Here is a 17,107-nt window from a genome sequence, read left to right on the forward strand (position 1 = left end):
TAAGAAAAACTTAATTTAATGGAACAACCCGTAAGACCTCTTCTAATGTCGTAACACCATCAATTACTTTACGTGCACCCGCAATTCTCAAAGGTTCTATACCTTCTTTTTTAGTTTGAGTTCTTAAATCATTTAACGTCACATGACTACTAATAAGATGCTTAAGCTCTAGACTGACTGGCATAAACTCATAAATACCGATTCGCCCTTTATAGCCTGTATGACGACATTGTTCACACCCTACTGCCTGATAAACTTTTTCTGGCATGTCCATAATGTAATCGAATGTGAGGTGTTGCCACTCGTCCTCATTAATATGAGTTTGCTGTTTGCAGTGCGGACAAAGCTGACGTACTAAACGCTGTGCGAGAACACCCAAAATTGTGGCTGCTGTTAAAAATGGCTGCACGCCCAAATCATGTAAACGAGTCAAACTAGACGGCGCATCATTGGTGTGTAAAGTTGATAATACTAAATGACCTGTTAATGCCGCCTGAATGGCCATATTCGCTGTATCTTGATCACGGATTTCCCCAATCATAATAATATCGGGGTCTTGACGCATAAGCGCACGAACACCATCTGCAAAGCCTAATTCAATTGCATTGTTGACCTGCATCTGGTTAAAACTAGGCTCTAACATTTCAATTGGATCTTCAATGGTACAGACATTGACCTGATCTGTTGCGAGCTGCTTTAAAGAAGAATATAGCGTGGTCGTTTTACCTGAACCTGTAGGACCAGTGACTAAAATAATGCCATGGCTATTTTTTGTTAACTGTTGCCACTGTTGTAATAAGCTCTCTTCAAAACCCAGTTGATGAAAAGAACGTACCAAGACATCGGGGTCGAAAATACGCATAACCAGTTTTTCACCAAATGCAGTGGGCAAGGTTGATAAACGTAGCTCTGTTTCTTGCCCCTTTGGCGTTCGAGTTTTTAATCGACCATCTTGCGGTTTGCGCTTTTCGGCGACATTTAAACGTCCTAAAATTTTAATTCGAGAAATCACGGCGGTCAGTGTATTTGAAGGCATGTTATAAATGGTGTGCAAAACACCATCGATACGAAACCTGACTTTGCCATTGTCTTTGCGTGGTTCCATATGAATGTCACTGGCACTCTGCTCGAACGCAAACTGTAAAATCCAGTCGACTAATTTCACAATATGCTGATCATTGGCATCAGGGTTCTGGCTATCCCCAAGTTGTAAAAGAGCTTCAACATTTTTATTATCACGGTCATGAGCTGCATCTTTTTGAGCTGAATTTACTGCTCGACTGACCTGATAATATTCTCGTAAATAACGTTGTAACTGTTCGGGATTAAGTAGTACCCGCTCAATTTTTTTAGGAGCTAGACTTCGTTCAAGATTATTGAGCCAATCTGTTTGAAATGGCTGGTCTGTTCCAATCACAATACGATCGGCATGGATTTCAACAGCTAAAATATGATTGCGAATAGCAAATTCTTGTGACATGACTTGAGTTAAAGCACTCACATCTGCCTTTAAAGGATCAATCACAAATAAAGGAAGTTGAACCCGATCTGCAAACCATAAACACAAACGGTTTAAACTTAAATGGGCCTGTGTGTGCTGCTGATCTTTTAAATTAAAATGTGCAATCCACTGTAAAGGATGCCATTTCAACTGATCTTTTTGGCGGTGGCTTGACTGTACCAGTAATTTATCTCGTTCTGTGATACGGCCTTCTTGTAATAGTTGTTCTAGACACCAATAGGTATCTATTTCTACATGTGCATTCATGCGTTATCCCCAATATACTTTTATAATATAGCAGAGATGTTTTAGATTTAACTCACCCCAAAATCGTTAAATCCATTATTTAAATATCCTTCAACTTCAAATAATTAAACCAATTCTCAACTTGAACTTTTTTTGCGTCATGGGTCATGTTTATAAAGTTATTTTGTAAGTTGCATTGTCTAAAAAAGATACTATGATCTGTCTCATAAAAAGCATAAACTGAACGTGAATACATGATTTTAAAATGATTCAAATCTACATATAACAATAAATCAAAGAGGAAGTAATATGGAACTTCCAATGACAATGTCATTACAAACAACATCCTTTGAAGAATTCATTACAGTCATTGCAGCTGCCCTTGGCTGTGGCTTATTAATCGGCTTAGAACGAGAGCGCAGTAAGCTCAAACACGAATATAAAACTTTCGCAGGTTTTCGATCATTTGCCATTAGTGCCCTATTAGGCGCGATCTGTTTTTTATTCGGCACTCCTATGGGGATTGTTGGAGCTTTAATCATCGGTGCAATTAGCATCGTTTCCCTCAAAAACCAGCCAAATGATCCGGGCGTTACTACCGAACTTGCATTTATCATGACTTATTTCATTGGAGCTCTCTGTATTTGGAATATTTCATTGGCAGCAAGTTTAGCAGTCATCATGACGGCTATCTTAATAGCTAAGCAGTCTATGCATGGTATTGCTAGCCAATGGATTACCGAGGCAGAATTGCGCGATGGAATTTTTCTACTCGCCTTACTTTTAATTGCTTTACCTTTAGTCCCGAATAAACCCTTTTGGGGTCCAGTTTTAAATCCGAATGTTATTTTAAAATTACTGACTTTAATCTTATTTGTGCAGGCACTGGCACATATTGCCAAACGATTATTATCTTCTAAAAATGCGCTCTTACTTTCGTCTTTGGCTTCAGGTTTTGTTTCCAGTACAGCAGCTATTGCCAGTCTGGGTTTAGAGGTACGTTCCGGTCGTGCAAATGCAACGACTAATGCGGGCGCTGCATTAATGTCCTGCGTTTCAACACTTATTCAAACATTAATTATTGTGATAGGTATCAGCTTTACTTGGTTTAAGCTAATTATATTTCCTGCCCTTATTGCATTAGTTGTTTTAGCGGTATGGGCTTTTATTTTATTACGTAAAGCAGAGCCTAGTACTACTTTACCCGAACTCGACTCAAGAATGTTTAGTCTTAAAGAAGCCATTATTATTGCTGGCACACTCACGCTTATTCAGGCAGGTGTTTATGGTTTAAGTATATCTTTAGGCGATGCAGGATTAATAGCCGGAACGTTACTCGCTTCTTTGTTTGAGATCCATGCAGCTATAGCCGCAGTAATTGTACAAGGTGAACCTGATAGTGCTCATATGTCCCCTTTATTAATTGCTTTTATGGGAGGCTTTGCAGTGCATGCAATTGCCAAAAGTATAAACTCTGTAATTTCGGGCGGGCTACCTTATGCTCTTGCCTTCGTTCCCGCCCAGCTTATTCATATGGCTATTTTTATTACTTTACTTTGGCTCAACATCCATTGGTTCTAAAATAGAATTTATTGCACAGCAGAAGCTTTCACCATATCCACTACAGTAACTTCAAGCTGACCGACTTTAAAATGAATATCGAAACTGGAAAATTTCATTTTATAAATTCTGTCTGAATCTTCTTGATAAGCAGGCCGAGGATCTAAGGCTAACACTTGCTCAAGCTCATCAAGGTATTGATCGTCCATTTCTTTATTTTGTAAAAAATATTTTTGAGTATTTAGAGCAGGTTCAGACCAAATGACTGATTTACGCTCTGGTTCTGCATGTGCATAACCACTTTGTGCATCAACAATCGCATCAGAATATTGAATATAGGGTTTAATATCTAGAATTGGAGTTCCATCTAATAAATCGCTGCCAGTGACGTACACTCGTACTGACTTACCGACTTTTTCAACCTTCTTTAACCGTACTACAGACAAGCCCACTGGTGCTGGTCGATACATGCTACGTGTAGCAAATACGCCAATTTTTTCATTACCCCCTAAACGTGGGGGACGAACTTGCGGACGGAATTTATCTGCACTACCCTGATTTTTATTGTCATGAAACTGCCAAACTAGCCAGAGATGACTAAATTGCTCAATTCCTTCAAAAGCCAACAAGTCATTATAAGGTTCTATCATGTCGATATATGACTCGATATTTACCAGATTAGGCTGGCGTGGAATACCGAATTTTTCTCGATATGGAGAGCACATGTGGCCGATTATGGGAAGGGTGACAGAATTGATCATCACTTTTTCTTATAAACACAATTAAATATATTCAGTTTATCGGGAATGAATTTAGATTAGAATAGCAATCTGTTTTCTTTTAATCGTGATCGAGACCTTTAATGGCTGCTTTTAACGTCGAACGCATTACTCATGTTCACCACTGGAATGACACCCTTTTCAGTTTTAAAACTACACGCGACACTAGCTTACGTTTTAAAAATGGTCAGTTCGTAATGATCGGACTTGAAGTGAATGGCAAACCGTTAATGCGTGCGTATTCGATTGCAAGTGCAAACTACGAAGAAGAGTTAGAATTCTTCTCAATTAAAGTACAAGATGGTCCTTTAACTTCGATTTTGCAAAAAGTACAAGTTGGTGATGAGATTCTGATTTCTAAAAAACCGACAGGTACATTGGTTCATGATGACCTTTTACCAGGTAAAAACTTGTACCTTTTATCTTCTGGTACTGGTCTTGCTCCATTCTTGTCAATTATTCGTGATCCAGAAACTTACGAACGCTTTGAAAAAGTAATCGTTGTTCATGGTACACGTTATATTTCTGAATTAGCTTATCAAGACCTTATCTTGAATGAACTTCCAAACCATGAATTCTTTGAAGAATTAGGCATTAAAGACAAGCTTGTTTACTACCCTACTGTAACTCGTGAACCTTTCCACACTCAAGGCCGTGTTACCACTGCAATTGAAACTGGTGCTTTATTTGAAAAAATCGGTTTACCACGCTTTAACCGTGAAACTGACCGCGCAATGCTTTGCGGTAGCCCTGCTTTCTTGAAAGACGTTGCTGCGTTACTTGACGAACATGGTTTAGTTGAATCACCTCGTATGGGTGTAATGGGCGACTACGTAATTGAACGTGCTTTCGTAGAAAAATAAGATTTTCTAATTAAAAAAACCGAGGACTTTACCTCGGTTTTTTATATCTGTTTTAGAGGTTAATCGTACCATCGATACAGGTAACAGCAGTTCCACCCACTAAAATTTTATCTTGATATAAATTTAGTTGAAGCTGTCCGTCACGTCCTAAAACGCGACCTTGTGAAGAAAGTACCTGATCATTTTGTGCGGGCAAAATACCATGGTAACGAATAAAAGACGCTACGCTACCATTACCACTACCACAAACTGGATCTTCATTGATTCCAATTGAAGGAGCAAATGAACGAACTTCTATATGTTTTTGCTCATCATTATTTTCATAAAAACCATAAACCGTCGCTCCACCAACTTTCATTTCTAAATCATGTTGTTTTAAAGCAGCGAAGTCTGGTTGAGCCGCTAAAACAGCTTCGGCATTGACAGCTTGTAATACAACCCAACGCGCCCCAACATCAACCAATGCAGCATTCCATTGAGTGTCAATCTGACATTTTAAAATCTCTGCCAATTTTTGAGTCTGTGTCGTATCTAATGGCGTAATTTTAGGTTGTGGTAGTTCAAAGGAAATATGATTCAATTCACTTACCGTAAGAGCAACTAAACCTGCACCACATTGCTGTACCAATTTTCCTTCTTTAGCAGTAATTAGACCAGCTTCAAGTAAAGCATGGGCTGTGCCGATTGTAGGATGGCCTGCAAATGGTAATTCATTTTGTGGAGTAAAAATTCGAACCTGATAATCGGCTTGCGAATCTGTAGGAGGCAGTACAAATGTAGTTTCAGAGAGATTGGTCCAATTGGCAATCGCCTGCATTTGCTCAGATGTTAAGGTACTGGCGTCCATAATCACCGCGACAGGATTTCCTTTAAATGCTTGTGAAGTAAAAACATCAACTTGTTTAAATGCTACAACGGACATAGACCACTCCTACTCATTTTGATATTAAAAAATTATGGTTTTAAATCCTCACCATGCTTTTGATCTTACTGAGATATCTTTAATGGTTACAGTATCAGTTAATATGAAAAATAATAGACACAGTTTTTAAGTGTAAAACTCGATTAAATGGACCAACCTAAAGTAATCACAATATTTGAGATAAATAACAGATCACTATAAAGTGTACCCATTGCTTTGGCTTTTTAATGAATTGATATGTACAAATATAAAAAAGTGAGTGATGACTTAACCCTTCAAATCCATAATGGAAGGCAGCCTATTGGCTCGCGTCTACCTTCAATACGGGACTGTGCAAACCATTATCAGGTCAGCATTAACACCGTAAAAGAAGCGTATCGTCAACTTGAAGATCAAGGTTTGATTTCGGTTCGTCCTCAATCTGGTTACTATGTTTGTCACGCACCTTCAAACTTGCTAGAACTCGAAGAACGTTATGTCAGTGAAGAAAAAGTGCCACTTTCAGGTATCAGCTGCTTCCTCGCACAAATCGTTAAAAAGCAAATGGACCCAACCTATATTAATTTGGCCCTAGCTTGCCCCTCAGGAGAAAACTTCTACCCAATTGAACGTTTAAAACGCTTAACTGCTCAGGTTTTACGTACACAACCAGATATTTTTAAAAGCTATACCTTACCACCCGGGTCAACACGACTGCGCACACAAATTGCTAGACGAAGCTTGCAACTGGGTATGTTTCTTTCAGCAGATGATATTGTACTCACCCATGGCACTATGGAGGCTTTAAGTCTCGCAATTATGGCAACAACTCAAGCGGGTGACACCATCGCCCTTGAGATCCCGACTTTTCATAATTTGTACCCACTCCTGCATAATTTAGGCCGAAAAATTGTAGAAGTTCCCACTTCGCCACATACAGGCATGTGTCTAGATACACTTGAAGAACTCTTAAAATCTCAAAGTGTACAAGCCATATTAACGATTCCAACAGGACACAATCCCCTCGGTTTCAGCATGCCTGAAAGCAGCCGCCGTCGCTTGGCAGAGCTAGCCAATCATTTTCAAGTTCCTGTTATTGAAGATGCGATGTATGCCGAATTGCAACTAGCCGAACCTCTCTTACCCAACATTAAGGCATTTGATCAAAATGGATGGGTGTTGGTATGTAGTAGCTACACCAAGACTGTAGCACCCGACTATCGAATCGGTTGGTTAGAAGCTGGGCGCTTCCATAATATTGTGCAGCAGCTAAAATTTACAACAACAGTAGCCGAGCCTGCTTTACTCACCGAAACCTTAGGACTTTTCTTGGAAAATGGTGGTTATGACCTGCATTTACGGCAGCTCAAAAAACGCTATCAACAACAAATTGATACCATCAAATCTTATATTTGTCGTTATTTCCCACTTGGTACCCGAGTCAGTCGCCCACAAGCGGGATTTATTTTATGGTTAGAGTTACCCGAATCTATCGACACATTAGAGCTGTTTCATCAAGCTATGGATGAAAAAATCTTATGTATGCCGGGAATTTTATGTTCTGCTGATAAACGTTTTAGTCATTGTTTACGTATTGCAGCATGTTTTGAGTTGAACCCAAAAATGTTAAATGCTTTGATGCGCTTAGGAGAATTAGCAAAAAATATGCTTTCATCTCAAAACCATATGGACAAAATCGTTACTCATTCGTAATTTATAGCATGCGAAGAGAGATATAACAGCATCAACCCTAGCTTATGATGTAGGTTAAACATAGCACTTTAATCATTGCGATTAGTTTTTAATATAATTAATGGTTTATACCGTTTTGCTAGTGATAAAATCAAACCATCAGTTCAGTTTGATTTACTTGTATTTGTGTACCAAAAAAATTGCACAATCGTTAAAACTGGTCAAATCATTTCAACATTTCATATAGATTGATTAAAACTCATTCTGGCGTAGCTCCCCATGTCTTATCTTTATTTAGCAATTGCGATTGCTTGTGAAGTCATTGCAACTTCAGCTTTAAAAGCATCTCAAGGTTTTACTGTTCCAATTCCTTCGATTATTACTGTTGTGGGTTATGCAATTGCTTTTTATTTATTGTCTCTGACGCTAAAAACAATTCCAATCGGAATTGCATATGCCATTTGGTCTGGCGCGGGTATTATTTTAATTTCTGCAATTGGCTGGATATTTTACAAACAGCATTTAGACTTGGCAGCCTGCATTGGTCTTACTTTAATGATCGCAGGCATTATCATTATTAATGTGTTTTCTAAAAATACCCATCTTTAAAATATAATTAAAAAGCAACCGAGTATGATGAGAGTGCTTTATAAAGCCTTCACCATACTCGGTATGAACAGCTTATTTTAAACTACCCGTTAAAAATTGCTTTAAACGTTCACTTTTCGGGTTATTGAGTACTTCATCAGGATGACCCTGTTCCTCAATTTTCCCTTGATGCAAAAAAATTACTTGATTAGATACATGACGCGCAAAGCCCATTTCATGTGTCACCACAATCATGGTGCGCCCTTCTTCAGCCAAGCCCTGCATTACTTTGAGTACTTCACCCACTAACTCTGGATCAAGCGCACTGGTTGGTTCATCAAACAACATAACTTCCGGTTCCATAGCCAAAGCACGAGCAATCGCTACACGTTGCTGCTGACCACCAGATAAAAATGCAGGATATTTACTTTCAACGCTTTCAGGCAAACCAACTTTGCGTAGATATTTCCGCGCACGTTCTTCTGCCTCAGCACGTTTTACCCCGAGTACGTGAATTGGCCCTTCAATAACATTTTCTAGCACCGTCATGTGTGACCATAAATTAAAATGCTGAAACACCATCATGAGCTGGGTACGCATTTTTTGTAGTTGCTTTGGGTCAACCACTTTTAAATTGCCTTTTTTATCAAAGACTGTACGTAGTTTTTCACCATTAAGTTTAATGGTGCCATTGCTCGGTTGTTCCAAAAAGTTAATACAACGTAGCAAGGTACTTTTACCTGAACCAGATGAACCAATGATACTAATGACATCACCAGCATTTGCATCAAGTGATATCCCTTTCAGTACTTCATGATCGCCAAATGTCTTATGTAAATCACGAATCACTAGTTTTGCAACTTGTTCCATTATTTATGTCTCCTAATGATTCGATGGCTTTAAAAATGCCAACCAACGTTTTTCCAACTTACGAAATAGCCAAATCAAAATAAATGCCAGCATCGCATACAACACTGCGGCAATTCCAAAAGCATTGAAGGTGTCATAGGTTGCCGCATTTACATCACGCGCAATTTTTAAAATGTCAGGAACAGTTGCTGTAAATGCAATGGTTGTCGCGTGCAACATCAAAATGACTTCATTGCCATAAAATGGTAAAGCACGGCGCAACATCGACGGAATAATAATGCGGGTATAGCGTTTCCATTTTGACATACCGAAAGCTTGTGCAGCTTCAATCTCGCCATGTGGGATAGAACGAATCGCCCCAGCGAAGATTTCAGTCGTATATGCACCAGTATTGAGCGCGAATGCCAAAATGGTGCAATTTATGCCCTCTCGAAAAAAAGCATCGAGCGTCTGATGTTCATGGATGTAATCAAAGCTGTAAATGCCTGAGTAAATAATCAGCAATTGGATGTACAGTGGTGTGCCACGAAAAACATATGTATACAACCAAACTGGACCACGCAACCAAAGATTTTCTGATACTCGTGCAAGTGATAAAGGCACAGCAAGCACAAAGCCAATACCAATTGAAAGCACCAATAACCAAGCAGTCATCGCGACACCGGTCATTTGTAGGCCATCGGTCCAAAGGTATGCCTGCCAATATTGTTGAAGGATTTCAATCATAATTGTCCCTTCCTCACACCGGCAGAATAACGACGCTCAAGCCACATTAAAATCAGGTTCGAAACCGTGGTAATTGCCAGATAAATCGCAGCAGCCACGATGCTGAAAAAGAACAGTTGCATGGTACTTCTACCTGCATCTTGGGTAATTTTTACAATATCAGTCAGGCCAATAATTGAAACCAGTGCGGTTGCCTTAATCAAGACTTGCCAGTTGTTACCAATGCCTGGCAATGCAAAACGCATCATTTGAGGGAATAATACACGTCGAAAAACCTGCCAAGGGGTCATACCATAGGCCATTGCTGCTTCAATTTGACCCGTTGGAACAGATTGAAATGCACCACGAAAGGTCTCGGTAAAATATGCACCATAAATGAACGCTAAAGTAATCACACCCGCCACAAATGGATTGATATCAATTTGATCCATTTGCAGTGATTCAGTAATTTGGTTTAGACCCAACTGCAAGCTATAAAATAACAGCAGCATAATCACCAAGTCAGGCACACTACGGATGAGTGTGGTATAGGCGGTCGCAATATAGCGTAAGGCTTTAAAACTAGAGAGTTTTGAGCTCGCACCAATTAAGCCAATAATGACAGAAAGCAAAAGTGACAACAGCGCAAGCTGAAGGGTCATCCATGTCCCGCTGAGAAGGAGTGGCCCATAGCCAGATAAAAACATGACTCATCTTCTCCTTAAAAACAATATCTAATATTGATGAGATGAGAATAGATTTAAAAATGTCGGCACTCAGCCGACATTTTTCACATCATTAGTAAATGTTAAAGGAGAAATATTTTTTCTCTAGTTTCTTGTATGTACCATCCGCAATGATTGCTGCGAGTGCTTTATCAATATTCGCTTTCAAATCTGCATCTTCTTTGCGTAAACCAATAGCAGCGCCTACACCCAGTGTTTTTGCATCAACTATATTGCCACCGACAAATGCAAAGTTTTTGCCTTTTGGTTGTTTTAAGAAAGCGCCATCAACCATGATTGCATCTTGTAAAGTTGCATCTAAACGACCTGACATCATGTCTTGATAAATCAAATCTTGGACTGGATAAGGTACAACGGTTACACCTTTTGTTGCCCAATAGGTTTTAGCATAAGTTTCTTGAATTGTGCCCTGTTGTACACCTACACGTTTACCTTTCAATGATGCAGCTGTCGGTAATAACGGCGAGCCTTTTTTTGCAACCATGCGCGTTGGCGTATTGTAGATTTTGCTACTAAACAAAATTTGTTTTGCACGTTCATCAGTCACCGTCATTGATGAAAGAATGCCATCAAATTTTTTCGCTTTAAGTGCTGGAATCATCCCATCAAAAGAGTTTTCAACCCAAACACATTTGGCTTTGAGTTTTGCACAAATGGCATTACCCAAATCAACATCAAAACCAGTTAACTTGCCATCTGGTGTTTTATATTCAAACGGTGCATAAGAGGACTCAGTACCAAAACGAATCACCTTCCAATCCTTTGCTTGCACATTAGTCGCAACAGCAGCCAGAACTAAGGTTGTTGAAACGAACATTTTTTTCATAAAGCTTGCCATCTTGAAGCTTCTCCTTGAAATCCAAATAAGGTGATAAAAATTTGAGTATTTCTAAATTACTCTTCTGCCGAAATAATTGCAATTTTTATACCATAAGTTAAACAATCAGGAAGATGTCAAAACAGCAGATCGTATTAACTGATTAAATGTTGAAAAATCAATCAAACTGCGAGGTTAATTTTTGAGTGTATAAGCCTCTGCCATATTTTCATTTTCGACCAATGTCCGAATGGTGTATTCATGGTTATGTTCTTTGGCACTGGCAAATTCACATTTCTGATCCCATACCATTGAGCAACCACTCAACAATGGACAACCTGCAAATAATTCGGCCACCCAATCAACAAACACACGAACTTTAGGCGATAAATGACGGTTTTGTAGATATACGACTGATATTGGCATGGGTGCTGGCAACCATTCAGTCAGCACTTCCTTGAGTGAGCCATCCTCCAGATGTTTCGCCACCATATAATATGGGCATTGAATTAAGCCAAAACCCTGTACAGCCAAATCAACATATGAATCACCATCGTTGACAGAAACGCGCCCTTTCACGCCAACGCTATGAATCTCACCATCAACCATAAAATCCCAGTCGATATTACGTCCGGTACGACTGTTAAAGTAATGCACGACCTGATGTTTTTGTAGATCATCAATAGTTTCCGGTTCGCCATGTTCAGCCAAATAACGGGGTGCTGCAACCGTCACACACTGAATGCTTCCGATACGACGTGCAACTAAACTTGAATCTTTCAGCTGACCAATACGAATGACACAGTCCACCGCATCTTGTACCAAATCGACTGGACGATCACTCATTCCAATCACCAAATCAATATCGGGATACTTGGCATGAAAATCACAAAGCATCGGAATCAGGATCAGCCGCCCAATCGAGGCTTTAACATCAATACGTAGTCGGCCTCTTGGTCCACGTTCCGAGTCATGAAAATTCGATTCGACATCTTCAACATCGGCTAAAATTCGCGAAGTACGTTCATAATAAACCGCACCATCGGGTGTCAAACTGAGTTTACGAGTGGTTCGGTTCAATAAGCGAACTTGTAAATGTTTCTCTAAACCTTGAATGGTTGTAGTCACAGAAGCACGCGGTAGGCCTAAACTGTCAGCCGCTAAACTGAAACTATTTGTTTCGACAACTTTGTTAAATACTTTCATGGCATGAAATAGATCCACACGCACACTCCTATCAATGCATTTTTTAATTCAAATACATCAATTGTTATAAAAATACGAATAGTGTTATCGAATTTAATATATTTATTCGTGATTGACAAACTTTTATGCTCCGTCCATCCCCCAAACCCTGTTTCTCCCATACGGACCATAATTAAAAGTCTGAAAACAGGTATCCAAATAAGTAGGAGCACCTCATGTCATTTTCCCGCAAACAGTTCGCACTGTCTGCCATCTTTGTTGCCCTTTTAGCAACAGGAGGCAGTTTTATATTTCTACATGAAAATGCCGATGCAAAAGCTGCACCGACCACTGCCCAACAAGCTGCCACTGTTGATATCTCCAATGTCATCAGCAAAACCATTACCGACTGGCAAGAATATTCCGGTCGTCTAGAGGCGATTGATCAGGTCGACATTCGGCCTCAAGTTTCGGGCAAACTCATTGCCGTTCATTTTAAAGATGGTAGTCTAATTCAAAAAGGTGATTTGCTTTTCACAATTGACCCTCGACCATTTGAAGCAGAACTCAACCGTGCCAAGGCTCAACTTGCTTCAGCCGAAGCGCAAGTCACCTATACCGCAACCAATCTTTCCCGTATTCAACGTCTAATTCAAAGTAATGCTGTATCACGCCAAGAGCTTGATCTGGCAGAAAATGATGCACGCTCAGCTAGTGCCAACCTACAAGCAGCCAGAGCAGCCGTTCAATCTGCACGCTTAAATCTGGAATATACCCGTATTACTGCACCGGTTAGCGGTCGAATTTCTCGTGCTGAAGTAACCGTGGGTAATGTGGTTTCTGCTGGCAACGGAGCACAAGTTTTAACGAGTTTAGTGTCAGTATCGCGTCTCTATGCATCTTTTGATGTTGATGAACAAACTTACCTGAAATATATCAGTAATCAACGTAATTCTGCACAAGTTCCTGTCTATATGGGGCTTGCCAATGAAACTGGTTTTTCTCGTGAGGGAACCATCAACTCAATCGACAATAACCTAGACACAACCTCAGGTACGATTCGTGTTCGAGCGACTTTCGACAATCCAAACGGAGTTTTATTACCGGGTTTATATGCTCGAATTCGTCTTGGTGGTGGCCAACCACGTTCAGCGATTCTCATTAGCCCAACAGCCATTGGGGTCGATCAAGATAAACGCTTTGTCGTTGTTGTCGATGCTAAAAACCAGACTGCTTACCGCGAAGTAAAAATCGGTGCACAACAAGATGGCTTGCAAATCGTGAATAGCGGATTACAAGCGGGCGACCGTATTGTGGTGAATGGTTTACAGCGTATTCGTCCGGGTGATCCCGTTACGCCACACCTCGTCCCGATGCCGAATGCACAAATCACTGCAAGTACTAACACACCTCAACCTCAGCCAACAGAAAAAACGTCAACTCCGGCAAAAGGTTAATCACATATGAATATTTCTAAATTCTTTATTGATCGGCCAATCTTTGCTGGTGTTTTATCAGTACTGATTTTACTCGCTGGTCTACTGTCGGTATTCCAGTTACCTATTTCCGAATATCCAGAAGTTGTACCGCCATCTGTGGTTGTGCGTGCTCAATATCCGGGTGCAAACCCCAAAGTAATTGCTGAAACTGTTGCCTCTCCGCTTGAAGAATCGATCAACGGCGTAGAAGACATGCTGTATATGCAATCTCAAGCAAACAGCGACGGTAACTTAACCATTACAGTGAACTTCAAACTCGGTATTGACCCAGATAAAGCTCAACAATTGGTTCAAAACCGTGTGTCTCAGGCAATGCCTCGTTTACCTGAAGATGTACAGCGTTTAGGTGTCACCACCTTAAAAAGTTCTCCCACTTTAACCATGGTGGTACATCTGACTTCACCAGATAACCGCTATGACATGACTTACTTACGTAACTACGCTGTACTGAACGTAAAAGATCGTTTGGCACGCTTACAAGGTGTAGGTGAAGTCGGTTTATTTGGTTCTGGTGACTACGCTATGCGGGTGTGGCTCGACCCACAAAAAGTAGCGCAACGTAACCTCACAGCCACTGAAATTGTGAATGCAATCCGTGAACAAAATATTCAGGTTGCGGCAGGTACAATTGGTGCGTCACCAACCAATTCACCTGTACAACTTTCAGTGAATGCTCAAGGTCGTTTAACCACTGAGCAAGAATTTGCAGACATTATTTTAAAAACTGCACCCGATGGCGCAGTCACCCGATTGGGTGATGTTGCACGTGTTGAACTTGCAGCCTCACAATATGGCTTGCGTTCATTGCTCGATAATAAACAAGCAGTTGCCATTCCAATTTTCCAAGCTCCGGGTGCCAATGCTTTGCAAGTTTCCGATCAAGTGCGTAGCACGATGAAAGAGCTTTCAAAAGATTTCCCATCTTCAATTAAATACGACATTGTTTACGACCCAACTCAATTCGTACGCTCTAGTATTAAAGCAGTCGTTCATACCTTACTTGAAGCAATTGCACTGGTTGTTGTGGTTGTTATTTTATTCTTACAAACATGGCGTGCGTCGATTATTCCATTGCTTGCAGTACCGGTTTCTATTATTGGTACATTTGCACTTATGCTTGCCTTTGGGTATTCCATCAATGCGTTATCACTGTTTGGGATGGTACTTGCCATCGGCATTGTGGTCGATGACGCGATTGTCGTCGTCGAAAATGTCGAGAGGAATATTGAAGCAGGTTTAAGCCCAAGAGACGCAACTTATCGCGCCATGCGAGAAGTGAGTGGTCCAATTATTGCGATTGCCTTAACCCTCGTTGCAGTATTCGTACCGCTAGCCTTTATGACGGGTTTAACAGGGCAATTTTATAAACAATTTGCCATGACGATTGCCATTTCAACTGTCATTTCGGCATTTAACTCCCTTACGCTCTCTCCTGCTTTAGCAGCCATGTTACTTAAAGGGCACGATGCTAAACCAGATGCTTTAACACGCATTATGAACCGTGTATTTGGACGTTTCTTTGCGCTGTTTAACCGCGTATTTACACGTGCGTCAGACAACTATGGTAAAGGCGTAAGTCGTGTTATCTCCCATAAAGCATCTGCAATGGGTGTATATGCTGCACTTCTGGGCTTAACCGTTGGTATTTCTTACATTGTTCCGGGTGGCTTCGTTCCTGCCCAAGACAAACAATATTTAATTAGCTTTGCTCAATTACCAAATGGCGCTTCATTAGATCGTACCGAAGCAGTCATTCGTAAAATGAGCGATACAGCACTTAAGCAACCTGGTGTAGAAAGTGCTGTTGCATTCCCTGGCCTATCCATTAACGGTTTTACCAACAGCTCAAGCGCTGGTATTGTCTTTGTGACGTTAAAGCCATTCGATGAACGTAAGGCCAAAGACTTATCTGCCAATGCAATTGCAGGTGCTCTAAACCAGAAATATTCAGCCATTCAAGATGCCTATATTGCAGTTTTCCCACCACCACCAGTGATGGGCTTAGGTACCATGGGCGGCTTTAAACTCCAACTTGAAGACCGAGGTGCCTTAGGCTATTCAGCCTTGAATGATGCTGCACAAAACTTTATGAAAGCAGCACAATCAGCCCCTGAACTTGGTCCAATGTTCTCAAGTTATCAAATTAATGTACCTCAACTGAACGTAGATCTGGACCGTGTAAAAGCCAAGCAGCAAGGTGTGGCTGTAACCGATGTGTTCAACACCATGCAGATTTATTTAGGCTCTCAGTACGTTAACGACTTTAACCGCTTTGGACGTGTTTATCAGGTTCGAGCGCAAGCCGATGCTCCTTTCCGTGCGAACCCTGAAGATATTTTGCAGCTTAAAACCCGCAATAGTGCCGGACAAATGGTGCCTTTATCTTCATTGGTGAACGTGACTCAAACTTATGGTCCAGAAATGGTCGTGCGTTATAACGGCTATACCTCAGCGGACATTAACGGCGGCCCTGCACCGGGCTATTCATCTAGCCAAGCTGAAGCTGCTGTTGAACGTATTGCTGCTCAAACCTTACCACGCGGTATTAAGTTTGAATGGACTGATTTAACTTATCAAAAAATCTTGGCTGGTAATGCAGGACTGTGGGTTTTCCCAATCAGTGTATTACTCGTGTTCTTGGTATTGGCAGCACAATACGAAAGCTTAACTCTGCCTTTAGCTGTAATCCTCATTGTGCCAATGGGAATCTTAGCGGCTCTGACAGGTGTCTGGCTTACGGGTGGAGATAACAACATCTTTACGCAAATTGGTCTGATGGTACTGGTCGGGCTGGCCTGTAAAAATGCCATCTTAATTGTCGAATTTGCAAGGGAACTTGAAATGCAAGGTGCAACTGCATTTAATGCCGCAGTTGAAGCGAGTCGTCTGCGTTTACGCCCAATTTTAATGACTTCTATTGCATTTATTATGGGTGTAGTACCACTGGTTACATCAACAGGTGCAGGTTCTGAAATGCGTCATGCCATGGGTATTGCCGTGTTCTTTGGCATGATCGGGGTAACGTTGTTTGGTTTATTCCTCACCCCTGCCTTTTATGTCCTGATTCGTACACTCAACAGCAAACATAAACTGCATTCGGCAGCCGTCCATGAAGCGCCATTAGCTAACCCACATGATCACTAAGGAGGGCATTT

The 17,107-nt window shown here is 40.8% G+C and carries 14 protein-coding genes; 6 read left to right on the forward strand and 8 right to left on the reverse strand.

Annotated elements, in window-relative coordinates; all coding sequences use genetic code 11:
* Window positions 1–10: 10 nt before the first annotated feature.
* On the reverse strand, window positions 11–1,768 hold the full coding sequence (locus ASF86_RS08595; protein WP_056481160.1) for a GspE/PulE family protein: 1,758 nt from the start codon (window positions 1,766–1,768) through the stop codon (window positions 11–13).
* Window positions 1,769–2,056: 288 nt separating this feature from the next.
* Between ASF86_RS08595 and ASF86_RS08600 the strand changes: the two genes are divergently transcribed.
* A complete protein-coding gene (locus tag ASF86_RS08600; protein ID WP_005039358.1) occupies window positions 2,057–3,328 on the forward strand; it encodes an MgtC/SapB family protein in 1,272 nt (423 codons plus the stop codon).
* Between the two features lie 8 nt (window positions 3,329–3,336).
* Here the strand turns inward: ASF86_RS08600 and tsaA are convergent, their stop codons facing one another.
* Complete coding sequence (tsaA, locus tag ASF86_RS08605; protein ID WP_080632494.1) at window positions 3,337–4,068, reverse strand: tRNA (N6-threonylcarbamoyladenosine(37)-N6)-methyltransferase TrmO; 732 nt, start codon at window positions 4,066–4,068, stop codon at window positions 3,337–3,339.
* Window positions 4,069–4,169: 101 nt separating this feature from the next.
* Between tsaA and ASF86_RS08610 the strand changes: the two genes are divergently transcribed.
* Window positions 4,170–4,949 carry a ferredoxin--NADP reductase gene (locus ASF86_RS08610; protein WP_017391966.1) on the forward strand — a complete coding sequence of 260 codons (780 nt, stop codon included), beginning with the start codon at window positions 4,170–4,172 and terminating at the stop codon, window positions 4,947–4,949.
* A gap of 52 nt (window positions 4,950–5,001) precedes the next feature.
* On the opposite strand, the gene ASF86_RS08615 is transcribed toward ASF86_RS08610, so the two are convergent.
* Window positions 5,002–5,871 (reverse strand): PhzF family phenazine biosynthesis protein, encoded by an 870-nt coding sequence (locus ASF86_RS08615; protein ID WP_056481162.1) that lies wholly within the window; start codon window positions 5,869–5,871, stop codon window positions 5,002–5,004.
* A gap of 231 nt (window positions 5,872–6,102) precedes the next feature.
* On the opposite strand from ASF86_RS08615, the gene ASF86_RS08620 reads away from it, so the two are divergent.
* Both ASF86_RS08620 and abeS read left to right on the forward strand, forming a co-directional pair.
* Window positions 6,103–7,563: a PLP-dependent aminotransferase family protein gene (locus ASF86_RS08620; protein WP_081407583.1), complete on the forward strand. Its 1,461-nt coding sequence runs from the start codon at window positions 6,103–6,105 to the stop codon at window positions 7,561–7,563.
* Window positions 7,564–7,821: 258 nt separating this feature from the next.
* Window positions 7,822–8,151, forward strand: a complete 330-nt coding sequence (abeS, locus tag ASF86_RS08625; protein WP_003650669.1) for a multidrug efflux SMR transporter AbeS — start codon at window positions 7,822–7,824, stop codon at window positions 8,149–8,151.
* 72 nt (window positions 8,152–8,223) lie between these two features.
* Here abeS and ASF86_RS08630 read toward each other — a convergent pair whose 3' ends face one another.
* From ASF86_RS08630 to ASF86_RS08650, 5 genes are all read right to left on the reverse strand, one after another.
* Entirely contained in the window at window positions 8,224–9,000 is a 777-nt protein-coding gene (locus ASF86_RS08630; protein WP_017387976.1) for an ABC transporter ATP-binding protein, read from the reverse strand.
* A 12-nt stretch (window positions 9,001–9,012) separates the two neighbouring features.
* The gene (locus tag ASF86_RS08635) at window positions 9,013–9,726 is read right to left on the reverse strand and encodes an ABC transporter permease (protein WP_017387975.1); all 714 of its coding nucleotides are present in this window, start codon (window positions 9,724–9,726) and stop codon (window positions 9,013–9,015) included.
* On the reverse strand, window positions 9,723–10,412 hold the full coding sequence (locus tag ASF86_RS08640; protein ID WP_005039343.1) for an ABC transporter permease: 690 nt from the start codon (window positions 10,410–10,412) through the stop codon (window positions 9,723–9,725). The genes ASF86_RS08635 and ASF86_RS08640 overlap by 4 nt, the downstream gene beginning before the upstream one ends.
* 91 nt (window positions 10,413–10,503) lie before the next feature.
* Complete coding sequence (locus ASF86_RS08645) at window positions 10,504–11,289, reverse strand: ABC transporter substrate-binding protein (RefSeq protein WP_056481166.1); 786 nt, start codon at window positions 11,287–11,289, stop codon at window positions 10,504–10,506.
* Window positions 11,290–11,463: 174 nt separating this feature from the next.
* Entirely contained in the window at window positions 11,464–12,492 is a 1,029-nt protein-coding gene (locus tag ASF86_RS08650; protein WP_045125744.1) for a LysR family transcriptional regulator, read from the reverse strand.
* 197 nt (window positions 12,493–12,689) lie between these two features.
* Here ASF86_RS08650 and adeF point away from each other — a divergent pair, with 197 nt between their 5' ends.
* Window positions 12,690–13,910: a multidrug efflux RND transporter periplasmic adaptor subunit AdeF gene (gene adeF, locus ASF86_RS08655; RefSeq protein WP_017387971.1), complete on the forward strand. Its 1,221-nt coding sequence runs from the start codon at window positions 12,690–12,692 to the stop codon at window positions 13,908–13,910.
* Window positions 13,911–13,916: 6 nt separating this feature from the next.
* Window positions 13,917–17,096 (forward strand): multidrug efflux RND transporter permease subunit AdeG, encoded by a 3,180-nt coding sequence (gene adeG, locus ASF86_RS08660; RefSeq protein WP_056481168.1) that lies wholly within the window; start codon window positions 13,917–13,919, stop codon window positions 17,094–17,096.
* Window positions 17,097–17,107 lie beyond the last annotated feature (11 nt).

Source organism: Acinetobacter sp. Leaf130, from assembly GCF_001423205.1.
Lineage (GTDB): Bacteria > Pseudomonadota > Gammaproteobacteria > Pseudomonadales > Moraxellaceae > Acinetobacter > Acinetobacter calcoaceticus.

Excerpts from the sequence above, each read along its gene's own strand:
- ASF86_RS08645 (WP_056481166.1), bottom strand. The coding sequence starts at position 11,289 with ATGGCAAGCTTTATGAAAAAAATGTTCGTTTCAACAACCTTAGTTCTG.
- ASF86_RS08630 (WP_017387976.1), bottom strand. The coding sequence starts at position 9,000 with ATGGAACAAGTTGCAAAACTAGTGATTCGTGATTTACATAAGACATTT.
- ASF86_RS08595 (WP_056481160.1), bottom strand. The coding sequence starts at position 1,768 with ATGAATGCACATGTAGAAATAGATACCTATTGGTGTCTAGAACAACTA.
- tsaA (WP_080632494.1), bottom strand. The coding sequence starts at position 4,068 with ATGATCAATTCTGTCACCCTTCCCATAATCGGCCACATGTGCTCTCCA.
- ASF86_RS08610 (WP_017391966.1), top strand. The coding sequence starts at position 4,170 with ATGGCTGCTTTTAACGTCGAACGCATTACTCATGTTCACCACTGGAAT.
- adeF (WP_017387971.1), top strand. The coding sequence starts at position 12,690 with ATGTCATTTTCCCGCAAACAGTTCGCACTGTCTGCCATCTTTGTTGCC.
- ASF86_RS08615 (WP_056481162.1), bottom strand. The coding sequence starts at position 5,871 with ATGTCCGTTGTAGCATTTAAACAAGTTGATGTTTTTACTTCACAAGCA.
- abeS (WP_003650669.1), top strand. The coding sequence starts at position 7,822 with ATGTCTTATCTTTATTTAGCAATTGCGATTGCTTGTGAAGTCATTGCA.
- ASF86_RS08635 (WP_017387975.1), bottom strand. The coding sequence starts at position 9,726 with ATGATTGAAATCCTTCAACAATATTGGCAGGCATACCTTTGGACCGAT.
- adeG (WP_056481168.1), top strand. The coding sequence starts at position 13,917 with ATGAATATTTCTAAATTCTTTATTGATCGGCCAATCTTTGCTGGTGTT.
- ASF86_RS08640 (WP_005039343.1), bottom strand. The coding sequence starts at position 10,412 with ATGTTTTTATCTGGCTATGGGCCACTCCTTCTCAGCGGGACATGGATG.
- ASF86_RS08600 (WP_005039358.1), top strand. The coding sequence starts at position 2,057 with ATGGAACTTCCAATGACAATGTCATTACAAACAACATCCTTTGAAGAA.